This is a genomic window from Bradyrhizobium sp. AUGA SZCCT0158, from assembly GCF_018130065.1.
In the GTDB taxonomy this organism is placed as follows: Bacteria; Pseudomonadota; Alphaproteobacteria; order Rhizobiales; family Xanthobacteraceae; genus Bradyrhizobium.
This window is the reverse complement of sequence record NZ_JAFCME010000002.1, coordinates 257,458-272,223: the sequence shown is the minus strand read 5'-3', so window position 1 is coordinate 272,223 and position 14,766 is coordinate 257,458. Positions and strand designations below refer to the sequence as shown.

At 62.4% G+C, this 14,766-nt stretch carries 14 protein-coding genes; 12 read left to right on the top strand and 2 right to left on the bottom strand.

All coding sequences use genetic code 11. The features are described from left to right. Positions 1–76: 76 nt before the first annotated feature. The 9 genes from JQ574_RS04110 (at position 77) to JQ574_RS04070 (ending at position 8,448) form a co-directional block, all read left to right on the top strand. Complete coding sequence (locus tag JQ574_RS04110) at positions 77–1,204, top strand: cupin domain-containing protein (protein WP_212208860.1); 1,128 nt, start codon at positions 77–79, stop codon at positions 1,202–1,204. Between the two features lie 11 nt (positions 1,205–1,215). Further along, positions 1,216–2,127, top strand: a complete 912-nt coding sequence (locus JQ574_RS04105) for a fumarylacetoacetate hydrolase family protein (protein ID WP_212208859.1) — start codon at positions 1,216–1,218, stop codon at positions 2,125–2,127. 27 nt (positions 2,128–2,154) lie between these two features. Next, entirely contained in the window at positions 2,155–2,796 is a 642-nt protein-coding gene (locus tag JQ574_RS04100; RefSeq protein ID WP_249119078.1) for a flavin reductase family protein, read from the top strand. A gap of 293 nt (positions 2,797–3,089) precedes the next feature. Continuing rightward, positions 3,090–4,262, top strand: a complete 1,173-nt coding sequence (locus JQ574_RS04095; RefSeq protein ID WP_212208857.1) for an ABC transporter substrate-binding protein — start codon at positions 3,090–3,092, stop codon at positions 4,260–4,262. Between the two features lie 123 nt (positions 4,263–4,385). Beyond that, positions 4,386–5,300 (top strand): branched-chain amino acid ABC transporter permease, encoded by a 915-nt coding sequence (locus tag JQ574_RS04090; protein WP_212208856.1) that lies wholly within the window; start codon positions 4,386–4,388, stop codon positions 5,298–5,300. Beyond that, positions 5,297–6,244: a branched-chain amino acid ABC transporter permease gene (locus tag JQ574_RS04085; RefSeq protein ID WP_212208855.1), complete on the top strand. Its 948-nt coding sequence runs from the start codon at positions 5,297–5,299 to the stop codon at positions 6,242–6,244. Before JQ574_RS04090 ends, JQ574_RS04085 begins: the two co-directional genes overlap by 4 nt. After that, the gene (locus JQ574_RS04080; RefSeq protein ID WP_212208854.1) at positions 6,237–7,004 is read left to right on the top strand and encodes an ABC transporter ATP-binding protein; all 768 of its coding nucleotides are present in this window, start codon (positions 6,237–6,239) and stop codon (positions 7,002–7,004) included. Before JQ574_RS04085 ends, JQ574_RS04080 begins: the two co-directional genes overlap by 8 nt. Beyond that, positions 6,997–7,725, top strand: a complete 729-nt coding sequence (locus tag JQ574_RS04075) for an ABC transporter ATP-binding protein (RefSeq protein WP_212208853.1) — start codon at positions 6,997–6,999, stop codon at positions 7,723–7,725. The genes JQ574_RS04080 and JQ574_RS04075 overlap by 8 nt, the downstream gene beginning before the upstream one ends. Positions 7,726–7,845: 120 nt before the next feature. Then, positions 7,846–8,448 (top strand): trans-aconitate 2-methyltransferase, encoded by a 603-nt coding sequence (locus JQ574_RS04070; protein ID WP_212208852.1) that lies wholly within the window; start codon positions 7,846–7,848, stop codon positions 8,446–8,448. A gap of 170 nt (positions 8,449–8,618) precedes the next feature. Here JQ574_RS04070 and JQ574_RS04065 read toward each other — a convergent pair whose 3' ends face one another. Then, positions 8,619–8,867 (bottom strand): hypothetical protein, encoded by a 249-nt coding sequence (locus tag JQ574_RS04065; RefSeq protein WP_212208994.1) that lies wholly within the window; start codon positions 8,865–8,867, stop codon positions 8,619–8,621. On the opposite strand from JQ574_RS04065, the gene JQ574_RS04060 reads away from it, so the two are divergent. The 3 genes from JQ574_RS04060 to JQ574_RS04050 all read left to right on the top strand — a co-directional run bounded on the left by JQ574_RS04060 (position 8,860) and on the right by JQ574_RS04050 (position 13,166). Then, on the top strand, positions 8,860–10,587 hold the full coding sequence (locus JQ574_RS04060; RefSeq protein WP_249119077.1) for a glycosyl hydrolase family 17 protein: 1,728 nt from the start codon (positions 8,860–8,862) through the stop codon (positions 10,585–10,587). The genes JQ574_RS04065 and JQ574_RS04060 overlap by 8 nt on opposite strands. Positions 10,588–10,625: 38 nt before the next feature. After that, on the top strand, positions 10,626–12,089 hold the full coding sequence (locus tag JQ574_RS04055; protein ID WP_212383309.1) for a GH1 family beta-glucosidase: 1,464 nt from the start codon (positions 10,626–10,628) through the stop codon (positions 12,087–12,089). A 111-nt stretch (positions 12,090–12,200) separates the two neighbouring features. Further along, positions 12,201–13,166, top strand: coding sequence for an ABC transporter substrate-binding protein (locus tag JQ574_RS04050; RefSeq protein ID WP_212208849.1), 966 nt, complete (start codon positions 12,201–12,203; stop codon positions 13,164–13,166). Positions 13,167–13,316: 150 nt separating this feature from the next. Here the strand turns inward: JQ574_RS04050 and JQ574_RS04045 are convergent, their stop codons facing one another. Further along, a complete protein-coding gene (locus JQ574_RS04045; protein ID WP_212208848.1) occupies positions 13,317–14,753 on the bottom strand; it encodes a glutamine synthetase family protein in 1,437 nt (478 codons plus the stop codon). Positions 14,754–14,766: the final 13 nt, after the last annotated feature.

Sequence of the window (14,766 nt, the reverse complement as noted above, 5' to 3'; positions counted from 1 at the left end):
CGATTTCTTTCGAAAATTTTCTATTGCTTCGAAGATATATCTCATTTTATATGATTGGCAACCCAGGGAGAGCGAAATGGCAACAGGACGCCGCGAAAACCACCGGGAAGACGTCGCCGGGCGCGCCAATGTCGAGGACACCCCGGAGCTGCTCGCCTATTACGACGAGCTGGAAAATCTGGACGCGGGTGCGCTGTGGACGGTCGCCAACAAGATCGAGCCCTGGCAGCCGAAATCGTCATCCGTCCCCGTGCTCTGGCGCTATGAGGACCTGCGCCGGCATGTGCTGCGGTCCGTCGAACTGGTGTCTCCCGAAAAGGCCGGCCGCCGCGTCATCTATCTGAACAATCCCGGTCGCCGTGATTATGCCGCCGCCGTGGGCTGGCTGTATTCCGGTCTGCAGGTGATGCACCCCGGCGAGGTCGCCTCCGCCCATGCCCATTCGGCCTCGGCGCTGCGCTTCATCATGGAAGGCGAGGGCGCCTACACCATTGTCGACGGCCACAAGCTCACGCTCGGTGCCAACGATTTCGTCCTGACCCCCAATGGCACGTGGCACGAGCATGGTGTCTCCAGCGACGGCACGCCGTGCATCTGGCAGGATGGTCTCGACATCCCGCTCGTGAACACGCTCGAAGCCAATTTCTACGCGGTGCATCCGAAGATGCAGCAGGAGGTTGGTTATCCCGTCGACGACATGACGCATGCCTGGGGCAATCCCGGCTTGCGTCCTGCGGGCGCGGAATGGACGCGCGGATATTCACCGCTCCTGAAATACGAGTGGGGGCCGACCTACGAGGCGCTGCAGCGCTACGGCAAGGCCTCCGACGGCTCGCTCTATGACGGCGTGCTGATGAACTACGTCAATCCCGTCACCGGCGGTCCGGTGATGCAGACGATCGGTGCGTCGATGCAGATGCTTCGGCCCGGCGAGGCCACCAAGGCTCATCGTCACACCGGCAGCTTCATCTACCAGGTCGCAAAGGGAAGCGGTCACTCGATCATCGACGGCAAGCGCTTCGACTGGAAGGAGCGCGACATCTTCTGTGTGCCGTCCTGGTCCTGGCATGAGCATGTCAACGGATCTGGCAGCGACGACGCCTGCCTGTTCACCTTCAACGATCTGCCTGTGATGCACGCCCTCGGCCTGTATCGCGAGGAAGCCTATGGCGACAATCAGGGCCGGCAGCCGCTGACATCTTAGGGGATCCAACCATGCGTCTTGTTACCTACCGCGCCAACATCGAGGCGGCGGCCCGCCTCGGTGCCATCGTCGATGACCTGGTTGTGGACGTCGAGCGGATCGGCGCGCATGCAGGTGTCGCGCTGCCATCCTCGATGCTCGATCTGATTGATCTCGGGCCGCCGGCGACGCTGGCGCTGAAGAAGATTTTAAGCGATCGCGCAAGCCATTGGCCGGTAGGCGCGGCGCTGCCGCTTGCCAATGTCAAGCTGCTGGCGCCGATCCCGCGGCCGCGGAAGAACATCTTCGGGATCGGGCTGAACTATGTCGAGCACGTCGCGGAATCGTCGCGGGCTCTGGACACCGCGAAGGAATTGCCGAAGCAGCCGATCATCTTTTCAAAGCCTCCGACCAGCGTGATCGGGCCCAATGAGGCCATCGAGCACAACAGGACCATCACGCGGCAACTCGACTGGGAAGTCGAGCTTGCCGTCGTGATGGGCCGAACGGCGCGCCGGATATCGGAAGCGCAGGCCCTCGATTTCGTTTTCGGCTACAGCGTGATGATCGACGTCAGCGCCCGCGACAACCGCCGCGCCGGGCAGTGGATCTATTCCAAGGGCCAGGACACCTATGCGCCGTTCGGTCCGTGCATCGTGACGGCAGATGAAATCGGCGATCCGCACGCGCTCGATCTCTGGCTCACCGTGAACGGCGTCGAGAAGCAGCGCTCCAACACCCGCCACATGCTGTTCAAGGTGCCGCTGCTGATATCGGACATTTCGGCGGCGATCACGCTCGAACCGGGCGACATCATCGCGACCGGCACGCCCGATGGCGTGGGCGCGGGGCGGACACCGCAGGAATGGCTGTGGCCTGGCGACGTCGTGGAGGCGGAAGTGGCCGGCATCGGCCGGCTGCGTCATCCGGTCGTGGCGGTCTGAGCGCGGGGGCCGGCGATGTTGTTCGACATGGAGACGCTGGAGGCTCAACAACGCTACAAGATATTGACGGCGACGGTGACCCCGCGGCCAATCGCCTGGGTGACGACACTTTCCGAAGATGGCGTCGTTAATGCAGCTCCCTACAGCTTCTTCAACGTGTTGGGGCACGAGCCGCCGACGCTGGCGATCGGGCTGCTCGCCGGGCCGGGGCGCTTCAAGGATACCGCGACGAATATTCTCGCGACCGGAGAGTTCGTGGTGAACCTCGTGTCCGAACAGAACGCCGCGGCCATGAATGTCACCTGCATCGATGCGCCGTCTGATGTCGATGAACTCGCGCTGGCGGGCCTCACCGCCGCCCCGTCACATGCGATACGGCCGCCGCGCATTGCGGAGTCCCCGGTTTCCTTCGAGTGCCGGGTGCTGAGTTCGATGGTGACCGGACCGCGCCAGACGGCGGTGATCGGCCGCATCCTCTGCGCGCACGTCGAAGATTCCGCGGTTCAGGACAAAGCGCGCTGCTATATCGATACGCCTGCGCTGCAGTTGATCGGCCGCATGCACGGGAGCGGCTGGTACGCCCGCTGCACCGATCTGTTCCAGCTCGACCGGCCGAGCTGGGCGGAGTGGCGACGAAACGCCGCGCCCCAACCGGATCAGGCGCCATGAACATGATGGCGCACGCTGTCTCTTCCGATCGTGCCGCGGCCGAGCCTGCGACATTTGTTGCCCCGGCAACCGGAACTATAGTTCTTGCCTTCGGCGCCGTCTGCGAATTATGGTGCAGGCCGCTGGGGTATGGGCCGAAGGTTCTAATCGGAGCGTTCGGTTCGTGCTTGCTGCGGGCCGGAGATTTCGCGCACAAAATATCCGGGCTTACCGGGATCATACGAAGGCGCAGGCCTCGAACGGCAGCCGCATTGGCTGGCGTAACAAAATAGATAATGAGGAGGGGAGTGAATATGAAAAAGACATTCTGGCTGGCGGGCGCAATGGCTCTGGCGCTGGCCCAGCCCGCGCTTGGCGCCGACAGCATCAAGATCGGTTTCGTCTCGACCTTCAGCGGCCCCACGGCTGCGATCGGCAACGACATGCGCAACTCGTTCGAACTGGCGCTCGACCATCTGGGCCGCAAGATGGACGGCAAGCCGGTCGAGGTGATCTATGAGGACGACGGCCAGAAGCCGGATGTCGGCAAGCAGAAGACCGAAAAGCTGATCCAGTCCGACAAGGTCGATTTCATCGTCGGCTACATCTGGTCGAACGTGCTGCTGGCCTCGCTGAAGACCGCAGTCGATTCCAAAACCTTCCTGATCTCGGCCAATGCCGGTCCCTCGCAGCTCGCCGGCGAATTGTGCTCGCCTTACGTGTTCTCGACCTCCTGGCAGAACGACCAGACGCCGCAGGCGATGGGCACCTACATGAACCAGAAGGGCGTCAAGTCGGTGTTCCTGATCGGCCCGAACTATGCCGCCGGCAAGGACATGCTGGCCGGCGTCAAGAGCACGTTCAAGGGCCAGGTGGTCGGCGAGGAATACACGGTGTGGCCGAGCCAGCTCGACTTCTCCGCCGAACTCACCAAGGCCAAGAACTCCAAGGCCGAGTCGATCTTCGTGTTCTATCCGGGCGCTGCCGGCGTGCAGTTCCTCAACCAGTATGCGCAGGCCGGCATCAAGGCGCAGATCCCGCTCTACACGGCATTCACCATCGACGAATTGTCGCTGCCGCTGCAGAAGGAGAACGCGCTCGGCGTTCCCGGCGCCCAGCAATGGGTCAACGACCTGCCGAATCCCGAGAACAAGAAGTTCGTCGAGGACTATCGCAAGAAATATCCGAACCTGCGCCCGACCTTCTATGGCGCGCAATCCTATGATGCCGCGCAGCTGATCAACAGCGCGGTGGTTGCGGTCAAGGGCGACGTGACGAAAAAGGACGCGATGAAGGCCGAGATGGAGAAAGCCAACTTCAAGTCGGTGCGCGGTCCGTTCAAATACGGCAAGAACCATATTCCGATCCAGAACTTCTATCTGCAGGACGTGGTCAAGGATGCCGATGGCCAGCTGGCGCTGAAGACGGTGGCCACCATCGTCAAGGACAGCCAGGACGGCTTCCATGATAAATGCCCGATGAAGTGATCGGGTACTTCCGGCACATGATCTGTCGAGGTATGAGTGTTTCGGCGAAGATCATCGCCCAATAAAAATAGCGGCGGCGCAACGGCGCTGCCGCTGTTTTGTTTCGAGCTTTAGGGGTCGAGCTTGGTTCTTGTCGAACAATCGCTGAACGGGTTGCAGTTCGGCCTGCTGCTGTTCCTGCTGGCGGCCGGCCTGACGCTGGTGTTCGGCATCATGGACTTCGTCAATCTGGCGCACGGCTCGCTCTACATGATGGGCGCCTATTTCGCCGCGACGTTCACCGCCTGGACCGGAAGCTTCATCCTCGGCGTCCTGCTGGCGCTCGGCGCCACGCTGCTGCTCGGGATCGTGCTGGAGTTTGTCGCGCTGAGGCATCTCTACGGCCGTGACCACCTCGACCAGGTGCTGGCGACGTTCGGGCTGATCCTGTTTTTCAATGACGCGGTGCGGCTGATCTGGGGCCCGGCCGGCCTTGCGCTGCCGCTGCCGGCCTGGCTGACCGTGCCGGTCCAGATCATCCCCGGCGTGTACTATCCGGCCTACCGGCTCTCGATCATCATCGTCGCGCTCGCGGTCGCCGCGCTGCTTTATGTCGTCGTGATGCGGACCAAGATCGGCATGCTGATCCGCGCCGGCGCCTCCAACCGCGAAATGATCGGCGCGCTCGGCATCAACATCAAACTGCTGTTCACGCTGGTGTTCGGGCTTGGTGCGGCGCTCGCCGGCCTTGCCGGGCTGATGCAGGCGCCGATCCTCACCGTGCAGATCGGCATGGGCGAGAACATCCTCATCCTCGCCTTCGTCATCATCGTCATCGGCGGCATCGGTTCGATCCGCGGCGCGTTCCTCGCCGCGATCTTTGTCGGCATGATCGATACGCTCGGCCGTGCCTTCCTGCCTGATCTCCTGCGCATGGTGTTGAGCTCCGCCGCCGCTTCCACCGCTGCACCCGCGCTGTCCTCGATGCTGATCTATCTTTTGATGGCGATCGTGCTGGTGGTGCGGCCGGAGGGGCTGTTTCCGGCCGCCAAGCGATGAAATCACAGTTCAATACAAGCAACGTCGTCGTGGCGCTGGTCGCTGCCGGACTGGTCGTGCTGCCGCTCTATTCGCAGCTCACCGGCAACATCTTCATCCTGACGCTGTTCACCCGCATCATCATCTTCGCGCTGGCCGCGGCCAGCCTCAATCTCATCATGGGCTATGGCGGCATGATGAGCTTCGGCCATGCCGCCTATCTCGGCATCGGCGGCTATGCGGTCGGTATCCTCGCCTTCGAAGGCATCGGCTCCGGCTTCATCCAGTGGCCGGTCGCGCTAGCCGTGTCGGCGCTGTACGCGCTCGTGATCGGCGCGCTCAGTCTGCGCACGCGCGGCGTCTATTTCATCATGATCACGCTCGCCTTTGCCCAGATGGCCTATTACATCGCCTCGGGCATGTCGCGTTACGGCGGCGACGATGGCCTGACCATCTACAAGCGCAGCACTTTCGGCGGCCTGATCGACCTGTCGAACCGCGTGCAGTTCTATTATCTCTGTCTGGCCTGCCTGTTCGGCGGCATCTACCTGATCTGGCGGATCATCAATTCGCGCTTCGGCCTGGTGGTGCAGGGCGTGCGTTCCAACGAGCAGCGCATGCAGGCGATCGGCTTCCACGCCAACCGCTACCGGCTGGTCTGCTTCGTCATCTCCGGCACCATCTGCGGCCTCGCCGGCGCGCTGCTGGCGAACAATACCGACTTTGTCAGCCCGGCCGGAATGTACTGGACCCGCTCCGGCGAGCTCATGGTGATGGTGGTGTTCGGCGGCATGGGCTCGCTGTTCGGCCCTGTCATCGGTACGATCTTCTTTCTGCTGCTGGAAGAACTGCTGTCGCAATTCACCGAATACTGGGCGCTGATCATGGGGCCGCTGCTGCTCTTGATCGTGCTGTTCGCGCGCGGCGGCATCATGGGCCTGCTCGGGAGGTTTAACCGTGGCTGATCCCTTGCTCCGTGTTGAAAATCTGGTGCGACGCTTCGGCGGCATCCTCGCCACCGACAATCTGTCGCTCGATGTCATACCTGGCGAATTGCACGCCATCATCGGCCCCAACGGCGCCGGCAAGACCACGCTGATCAGCCAGCTGACCGGGCAATTGATGCCGAACTCAGGCACCATTCATTTCGGCGGCCGCGACGTCACCGCCCTGCCATCCTACCGGCGCAGCCGGCTCGGGCTGGCGCGCTCGTTCCAGATCACGTCGCTGCTGCCGGATTTTACCGCGGCCGACAATGTCGCGCTCGCAGCGCAAGCCCATGACGGGCACTCGTTCCGGTTCTGGGGCAATGCGCGCAAGGAAAAACCGCTGCGCGACGCCGCGCAGGCCGCGTTGACGCGGGTCGGGCTGGGGGCGCGCGCCGACGTGCCGGTGTCCGAACTCAGCCATGGCGAACAACGCGAACTCGAGCTTGCGGTCGCGCTCGCCACAAAGCCGCAATTGCTGCTGCTCGACGAGCCGATGGCGGGGCTCGGCGTCACCGAGTCGGCGCGCATGGTGGCGCTGCTGAAGGAACTGCGCAAGGAAGTCACCATCGTGCTGGTCGAGCATGACATGGAGGCGGTGTTCGCGCTCGCCGACCGCATCACCGTGCTCGTATACGGCCGCGTCATCGCCTCGGGCGATCCCGATGCGATCCGCCACAACGACGAAGTCAAGCGCGCCTATCTCGGCGATCAGCACGTGGTGGTCGCTCATGGCTGAAACAAAAACGGCTGAAACTCTGCTCGAAATTGACGGTATCGAAACCTGCTATGGCCTCAGCCAGGTGCTGTTCGGCCTGTCGCTGAAGGTTCAGTCAGGTGAAATGGTCGCCCTGATGGGCCGCAACGGCATGGGCAAGACGACGACCATCCGCTCGATCATGGGCATGACGGCGGCGCGTGCCGGCACCATCCGTTTCGGCGGGCAGGAGGTTCGGAGCCTGCCGTCGTATAAAATCGCAAAACTCGGCATCGGCCTGGTGCCGGAAGGCCGCCAGATCTTTCCGAATCTCACCGTGTACGAAAATCTGGTCGCGGCTGCCGGCAATCGCGCCGGCAACACCGATCCCTGGACGATCGAAAAAATCCACGCGCTGTTTCCGCGCCTTGCCGAACGTGGCGGCAACATGGGGATGACGCTGTCCGGCGGCGAGCAGCAGATGCTCGCGATCGGCCGCGCGCTGATGACCAATCCAAAACTCTTGATCCTTGACGAAGCAACCGAAGGCCTGGCTCCCCTGATCCGCGAGGAAATCTGGAGCTGCCTGTCGATGCTCAAGGGACGTGGGCAATCGGTGCTGGTGATCGACAAGAACGTCGCCAATCTCTCCCGCATCGCCGACCGGCATTACATCATCGAGCGCGGCCGCACGGTGTGGAGCGGCACGTCGGAGCAGTTGATCGCCGAGCCGGATTTGCAGCACCGCTATCTGGGGATTTGAGTTATCTCTGTCGTCGTCCCGGCCTAGTGCGCAATTGCGCACTAGGCCGGGACGACGAGAAAGCGCGCGATTCAGCAAGGCCTCTTGCTTGGCCATAGCGCCTACTCCAAATTTGCCACCATGAACCCCGACGCCGACCGGATCATCAGACTCTATCAACGCCACGCCCGCGCCTGGGCGCAGGACCGCGGCAACCGGCTGATGGAGCGCACGTGGCTCGGCCGGTTTCGCGCGTTGCTGCCGGGTGCAGCTTCTGTGCTCGACATCGGCTGCGGCTCAGGTGAACCGATCGCGCGTTATCTTACCCAGCAGGGATGCCATGTGACCGGCGTCGATTCTTCGCCGGAACTGATCGCCCTTTGCACGGCGTCTTTTCCCGATCTCGCGTGGCACGTCGCCGACATGCGCACGCTCTCGCTTGCGCGACGCTTCGACGGTCTGCTGGCCTGGGACAGCTTCTTCCACCTCTGTCCCGATGACCAGCGCCGGATGTTTGCCATCTTCCGGCAGCACGCTGCGCCGCGCGCGGCATTGATGTTCACGAGCGGTCCGGCGCACGGCGAAGCGATCGGGAGCTACAGGGGCGAGCCGCTCTATCATGCCAGCCTGGACGCTGCCGAATACCGCGCGCTGCTCTGCGCAAATGGTTTCGACGTGGTGGCGCATGTCGTCGAAGATCCGGACTGTGGCGGTCATACCGTCTGGCTGGCGCAGCTCACCTAGAGTGGTCGGCTGGCCCACGCTGCGTGCAGGTCAGCCAGAACGAACACGGACATGCCAGGGGCCCGGGATTGTTGGAAGATGACGAACGCTGGTATACTCTTTTTCGTCAAACTGACATGTTCCATCGGGGCCGCCTGCAATCAAACCCGCAAGCCGAATCGTGACCTCCATCAGGCCAAAGTATGTCTAGCAATATATTCAATTGCCTTCCTGTTGACCGGCAGGTTTTCACGATTGTCGGCGCCGCGACCACCGCGCCGCAATACGACGTTGAGCACCGCTTGCTCCTGATCTAGCTCAAGGCTGCGCGCGATGTCCCTCGATGCTCCCACCGCGTTGCGATCTGGTTTGCCGACCCGGCCGACCGGCGCTTCCCGCAAGAGCGTGCCGCTGGCGCTTTTCCTTGTTTCGATGAGCATGATTGTTGCGGTCTGGTACTGGCTGGCGGCGCCGGTGCTGCTGGATCATGCGCTGATCGATCCTGCGAAGAAGCTCGACTGCGTGTCCTACGCGCCGTTCCGGAGCGGGCAGACGCCGTGGAATTCCGACATCATCATCAGTCCGGAGCAGATCGCGGAAGATCTCGGCCAGTTGGCCGGGATATCGAACTGCATCCGCACCTACTCGGTCGAGAACGGGCTCGACAGGGTGCCTCAGCTGGCGTCGAAGGTCGGGCTGAAAGTCATTCTCGGCATCTGGCTCGGACGCGACCGCGTGAAGAACACAACGCTGATCGACACTGCGGTATCGCTGGCCAAGGATTATCAGGGGACCGTGACCTCCGTCATCGTCGGCAGCGAGGTGCTGCTCCGCGGCGAAATGACGGTGGCAGACCTTCGCGAAATCCTCCGCTCGGTCAGGTCGCGTATCACGACGCCGATAACTTACGCCGATTCCTGGGATTACTGGCTGCGCTACCGCGAGATGGCGGCCGACGTCGATTTCGTCACGGTCCACATGTTGCCGTTCTGGGAAGATGAGCCGATCCGGGCCGAAAACGCGGCGGGGCATGTTATCGATATCTACCACAAGGTCGCGCGGGCGTTTCCCGGCAAGGAAATCCTGATCGGGGAGGCGGGCTGGCCGAGCAAGGGACGCATGCGGGAGGTCTCGCTGCCGTCACGCATCAATCAGGCCCGCTTCATTTCCGAACTGCTCGACCGGGCGGAGCGGGAAAAAATCCGCGTCAATGTGTTTGAGGCCTACGACGAGTCTTGGAAGCGCCAGTGGGAAGGCACGGTCGGCGCGCATTGGGGCCTTCTCGACGGCGATAGCCGTCAGATCAAGCATGCGCACGGAGCGGCCGTCAGCAATTATCCGTTCTGGAAGCTGCAACTGGGAGCTGGCCTTGCTTTCGCCATTTGTGTTTTTGCCGTTGCATTGTTGACGCTTTGGCGTCGGCGGAGGGCGACAGGATTGGCGCCGTGGCTGGCCGTGTCGGCCTGCGCGACGACAGGTGGAATCCTGCTGGGGTTGGCGGCCGAAAAGGCCCTCTATGAAAACTATGGCGTCGCCGGTCTGCTGAACCAGGGATGGCTTCTGACCGCGGCCATCACGCTGCCGCTGCTGTGCGCCAACGCGTTGATGGCCGGACGGCCGTTGCCGTCGTTCCGGGAATTGCTCGGCCCGCGCGAGGGCTGGCCGTCATCAGTGCCTGCGCTGGTTCTGGGCGTTGTGATGATGGTCACCGCGCTGATCACAGTAGAGGTCGCGCTCGGCCTCGTGTTCGATCCGCGTTCGCGTGATTTCCCGTTTGCCAGCGTGACCATGGCGGCTGTGCCGGTCTGGATGGTGGCTCTGCTCTGCCGTCGAAAGTCAGACGACGGCGTCACCGCCGAGATGGCGTTCGCCGGCCTGCTCGCGGCGGCTGCGCTTTTCCTCTTGTTCAATGAGGGTGTTCACAACTGGCAGTCGCTCTGGACAGCGGCGGCATTCCTCCTGTTTGGCGCCGCGCTGTGGCCGCCGCGTTTCGTTGCCGTGTGGAGCGCGCTACCGAACATGCCGTTCGTCTTCCGGAAGACGCTTCGCAAGCAACAACTCGCCGTACAACCGGTCGCCGTCGCTTCCCTGCCGCCGCCAAAGCCGCAGGCCGCCGCCGGCTTCGTTGCGGCGACGTCAAAGGTCGAATGCGACAAATAGCTTTGTGCTGAAGAGGGCTCTGGTCCGGGAACGAACGCATGTGGTCGAACAGATTTTCCCGGCGCCGTTTTGGCAAGATCGCAGGATGGGCGGCGCTCGGCCTGTCGGCGGGATCGGTCAAGTCAGCGGATGCACAAAGCGGTTCCAGCGGCCAGAAACCCATCGCGGCCTTTCCGGCTGATTTTAGATGGGGCACCGCGACCTCGTCCTATCAGATCGAAGGCGCGGTCAACGAGGACGGTCGAGGGCCGTCGATCTGGGATCGTTTTGCGCACACGCCCGGAAAAATTGCCGATCACAGCACTGGCGACGTCGCTGATGACCACTTTCATCGCTACAAGGACGACGTCCAATTGATGAAGGCGCTGGGGACGAAGACCTATCGCTTCTCGATCGCATGGTCACGCGTTTTTCCGGAAGGAACGGGCGCGCCCAATCCGAAAGGTCTCGATTTTTACAATCGGCTTCTCGACGAACTGCTGGCCAACGGCATCGAACCGTTTGCTACGCTGTACCATTGGGACTTGCCGCAGACGCTGCAAGACCGCTTCGGCGGCTGGATGTCGCGCGATACTTCGAAAGCGTTTGCAGATTACGCGGGCTATGTCAGCGAGCGCCTGAGCGATCGCGTCAAGCACATTCTCACGATCAACGAATGTTCGAGGCTGGTTCATCTCGGCCATGGCCTTGGCCTCGACGCGCCGGGCCTGAAACTGTCGCAAGGCGAACAGAACCAGGTTCGTCACCATGTCGCCCTCGGACACGGCCTTGCCGTGCAGGCAATCCGGGCCCACGCCAAGGCCGGAACCAAAATCGGCCTCGCCGAGAACATGGTCAACTGCATCCCCGCGATCGAGACGCCGGCGAATATCCGCGCCGCCGAGATCGCGGTGCGCGAGCTCAATGCCGGCTACCTGACCGCCATCCTCGAGGGAAAATTCACGGAAAGTTATCTGGCACACGCCGACGCCCCGAAACATACCGCCGATGATGTCAGGATCATTTCATCGCCGATCGATTTCGTCGGGCTGAATGTCTACACGCCCGACCATTACGTGCTGGCCGCGGACAATTCGCGCGGCTACACGCTGGCGCCGTTTCCGGCATCGTTCCCGCATATGGATGCGTCCTGGCTGAGGATCGGTCCGGAGGCGCTGTATTGGGCGCCGCGTCACGCGGCGAAGATTTGGGGCGTGAAGTCGATCTACATCACTGAGAACGGGACGTCGTCGACCGATCAGCCGGCCGCGGACGGCAACATCTATGACGTCGACCGCGTCATGTATCTGCGCAACTATCTGTTCCATCTGCAGCGCGCGACGGCGGAAGGCGTCCCGGTGGCCGGCTACTTCCTGTGGAGCCTGATCGACAATTTCGAATGGATGGACGGCTACCAGAAACGCTTCGGCCTCTACCACGTCGATTTCAACACCCAGCGCCGTACGCCGAAACTGAGTGCGTCATTTTACCGCGAGATCATCAAGCAAAACGCCGTGGTTTAATATCGGCGGTGATTGACAGGACCGTCTAAAACTTTTCCCGTGCGCGGACCGTCATGGTACCGTCAAGTGTGGCCGCCTGCTACGAAGCGGCATCAGGGTTGGGAAATCAACATGAAGCGGCGGGATTTTATTGCGCTTGTCGGCGGCGCGACGGCTTGGCCGTTCGCGGTGCGAGCGCAGCAGGCGCAACTAAGCCGGATCGGCGTGCTCGTCATCGGTAATGCGGATGTGCCTTCGTTCGGAAAGGAACTTCGTGAAGGTTTGCGCGAACTCGGCCGCATCGAAGGACAGCATTACGTTATCGAGTTTCGTTCTGCCGAAGGACAACTCAGCCGCCTGCCGGAACTCGCGGCGGAACTGGTTCGGCTCAAAGTCGATGTCATCGTGGCGCTCTTCACGCCGTGCGCCCTCGCAGCGAAGCAGGCGACGCGCGAAATCCCGATCGTCATTCTGTCGGGCGATCCGCTTGGGACCGGTTTGGTTCAGAGTCTTGCCAACCCTGGCGCAAACATCACCGGCCTATCGCAGATGGGCGCGGAAACCCATGGCAAATGTGTCGAGCTGTTCCGCGACATGCTGCCATCGACACGGCGGGTCGCGCTGATTGCCAATGCCGCCGATCCGGTATTTGCAAAATCCTTTCTCGAACAAGCCCAGCGCGCCGGCGCCGGTACATCAAGCGAAATCGCTCCCGTCATCACGGTTCGTGGCCCGGAAGAACTGGAAGCGGCCTTTGCAACGGCGGTGAAGGAAAAGGCCGGCGCGGTCGTCTTTCAGGCCAGCCTGCCGACCAAACGCATGGTCGAGCTCGCCCTTGCACATCGCCTGCCGGCTGCAACCATTATCCGTGGCTTTGCCGAGACCGGCGGCCTGATGTCCTATGGTTCGGACGGGCCGGTGCTGTTCAAGCGCGCCGCGACGTTCGTGCACAAGGTCCTGCGGGGCGAAAAGCCGGCGAACATTCCTGTCGAGCAGGCGGTCAAGTTCGAGCTTGTCATCAATCTCAAGACCGCAAGGGCGATCGGCTTGACCGTACCAGCAGGTCTGCTTGCCCGGGCCGATGAAGTGATCGAATGAGTTTGAGAATTTTGAGCTGTATTTCTGTCGTCCCGGCGAAGGCCGGGACCCATACCGCGTGATCCATCGAGCGCGCTGTTCGACGACCTCTCGCAACCACAAATATTTGTGGTTATGGGTCCCGGCTCAAGGCCGGGACGACGAAGAATGTCAAAACATCTCGAAATATTCGCGATGTTCCCACTCCGACACTTCGGCCTGGAAGCGTTCGATCTCGGCGTTCTTGATGTGGACGTAATAGTCGACGAATTCCTGGCCGAACGCCCCGCGAAAAAACGGATCATCATTGAGCGCGGTCACAGCTTCACGCAGCGTTTTCGGCAGCAGCGCCGCCTTGGTCTCATAGGGCGTGTCGGCGGAGGGTCCGGGGTCGAGCTTGCGGTCGACGCCGTCGAGCCCCGAGAGAATCTGCGAGGCCATGTAGAGATAGGGATTGGCGGCGGGCTCGCCGATGCGGTTTTCGAGGCGCGTTGCGGCATCATTGGGGCCGCCGAGCACGCGGATCATGACGCCGCGGTTGTCGCGGCCCCAGATCGCGCGATCCGGCGCCAGCGAATAGGTGCGGTAGCGCTTGTAGCCGTTGATGGTCGGCGTCGTGAATACGGCGGAGGCGCGGGCATGTGTCAGCAGTCCCGCGAGATAGCTGCGCGCAAAGGGGCTGAGAACTTCGCCATCGTTCTTGGTCATGAACGCGTTCTCGCCGCTGGCGCGCGACACGATCGATTGATGCAGGTGCCAGCCGGACGCGAACACGTTCGGCAGTTTGGGCCGGCACATGAAGGTGGCGTGATAGCCGTGGCGCCGGGCGACCTGTTTTACGGCGCTGCGAAACAGTACCATGTTGTCGGCGGGCGTCAGCCCCCTGGTCGGCGCAAAGGTGAATTCGCACTGGCTCGGGCCGAACTCGACCTCGACCGAGCGTAGCGGCAAGCCGAGCGCCAGCACGTCGCGCCGGATGATTTCCAGCACCGGCTCCATCTGGTCGTAGCGCTGCTCGGTCAGGTATTGATAGCCGTGCGACAGGAGGCTCACCGAAGGTGGCTGTCCCGGCTGCCCGGCATCCTCCGGCGCCATGCGCGCGTCTTCGAGCTTGAAGATGTGAAACTCGACTTCGAGGCCCGCGACAAAATCGTAGCCGCGCTGGCCGAGTTGATCGAGCACGCCGCGATAGAGGTTTCGCGTCGCGAACGGCACGGGGCGGCCGTCGTTGAAATAGAGGTCACACAGCAGCCAGCCTGTCGTCGGCGCCCATGGCAGCACGCGGAACGTGGTGGGATCCGCGACCATCAAGACGTCGGCAGCACCTTCCATTTCGCGCATGCCAAACCCGCCGCCGGACGTGAACACCGGAAACACCGTGCGGTGCGAGGTGTCCTTGGCGAGCATGGTCGTGGTGATCGAGCAGCCGCTCTCGAGCGAGGCCAGCGCCTCGCTCGCGACCAGCGTCTTGCCACGCAAAATGCCGTGTTGGTCCGGGAACGACAGCCGGATCACTTCGAGTTTTTGCTCTTCGACGATGCGGCGCAGACGGCTCGCCGCCTCCTTCTGCTCCGCCGACCACAGGCCGTGACGCTCCACGAAACTCAACGCGTTGGCCCCC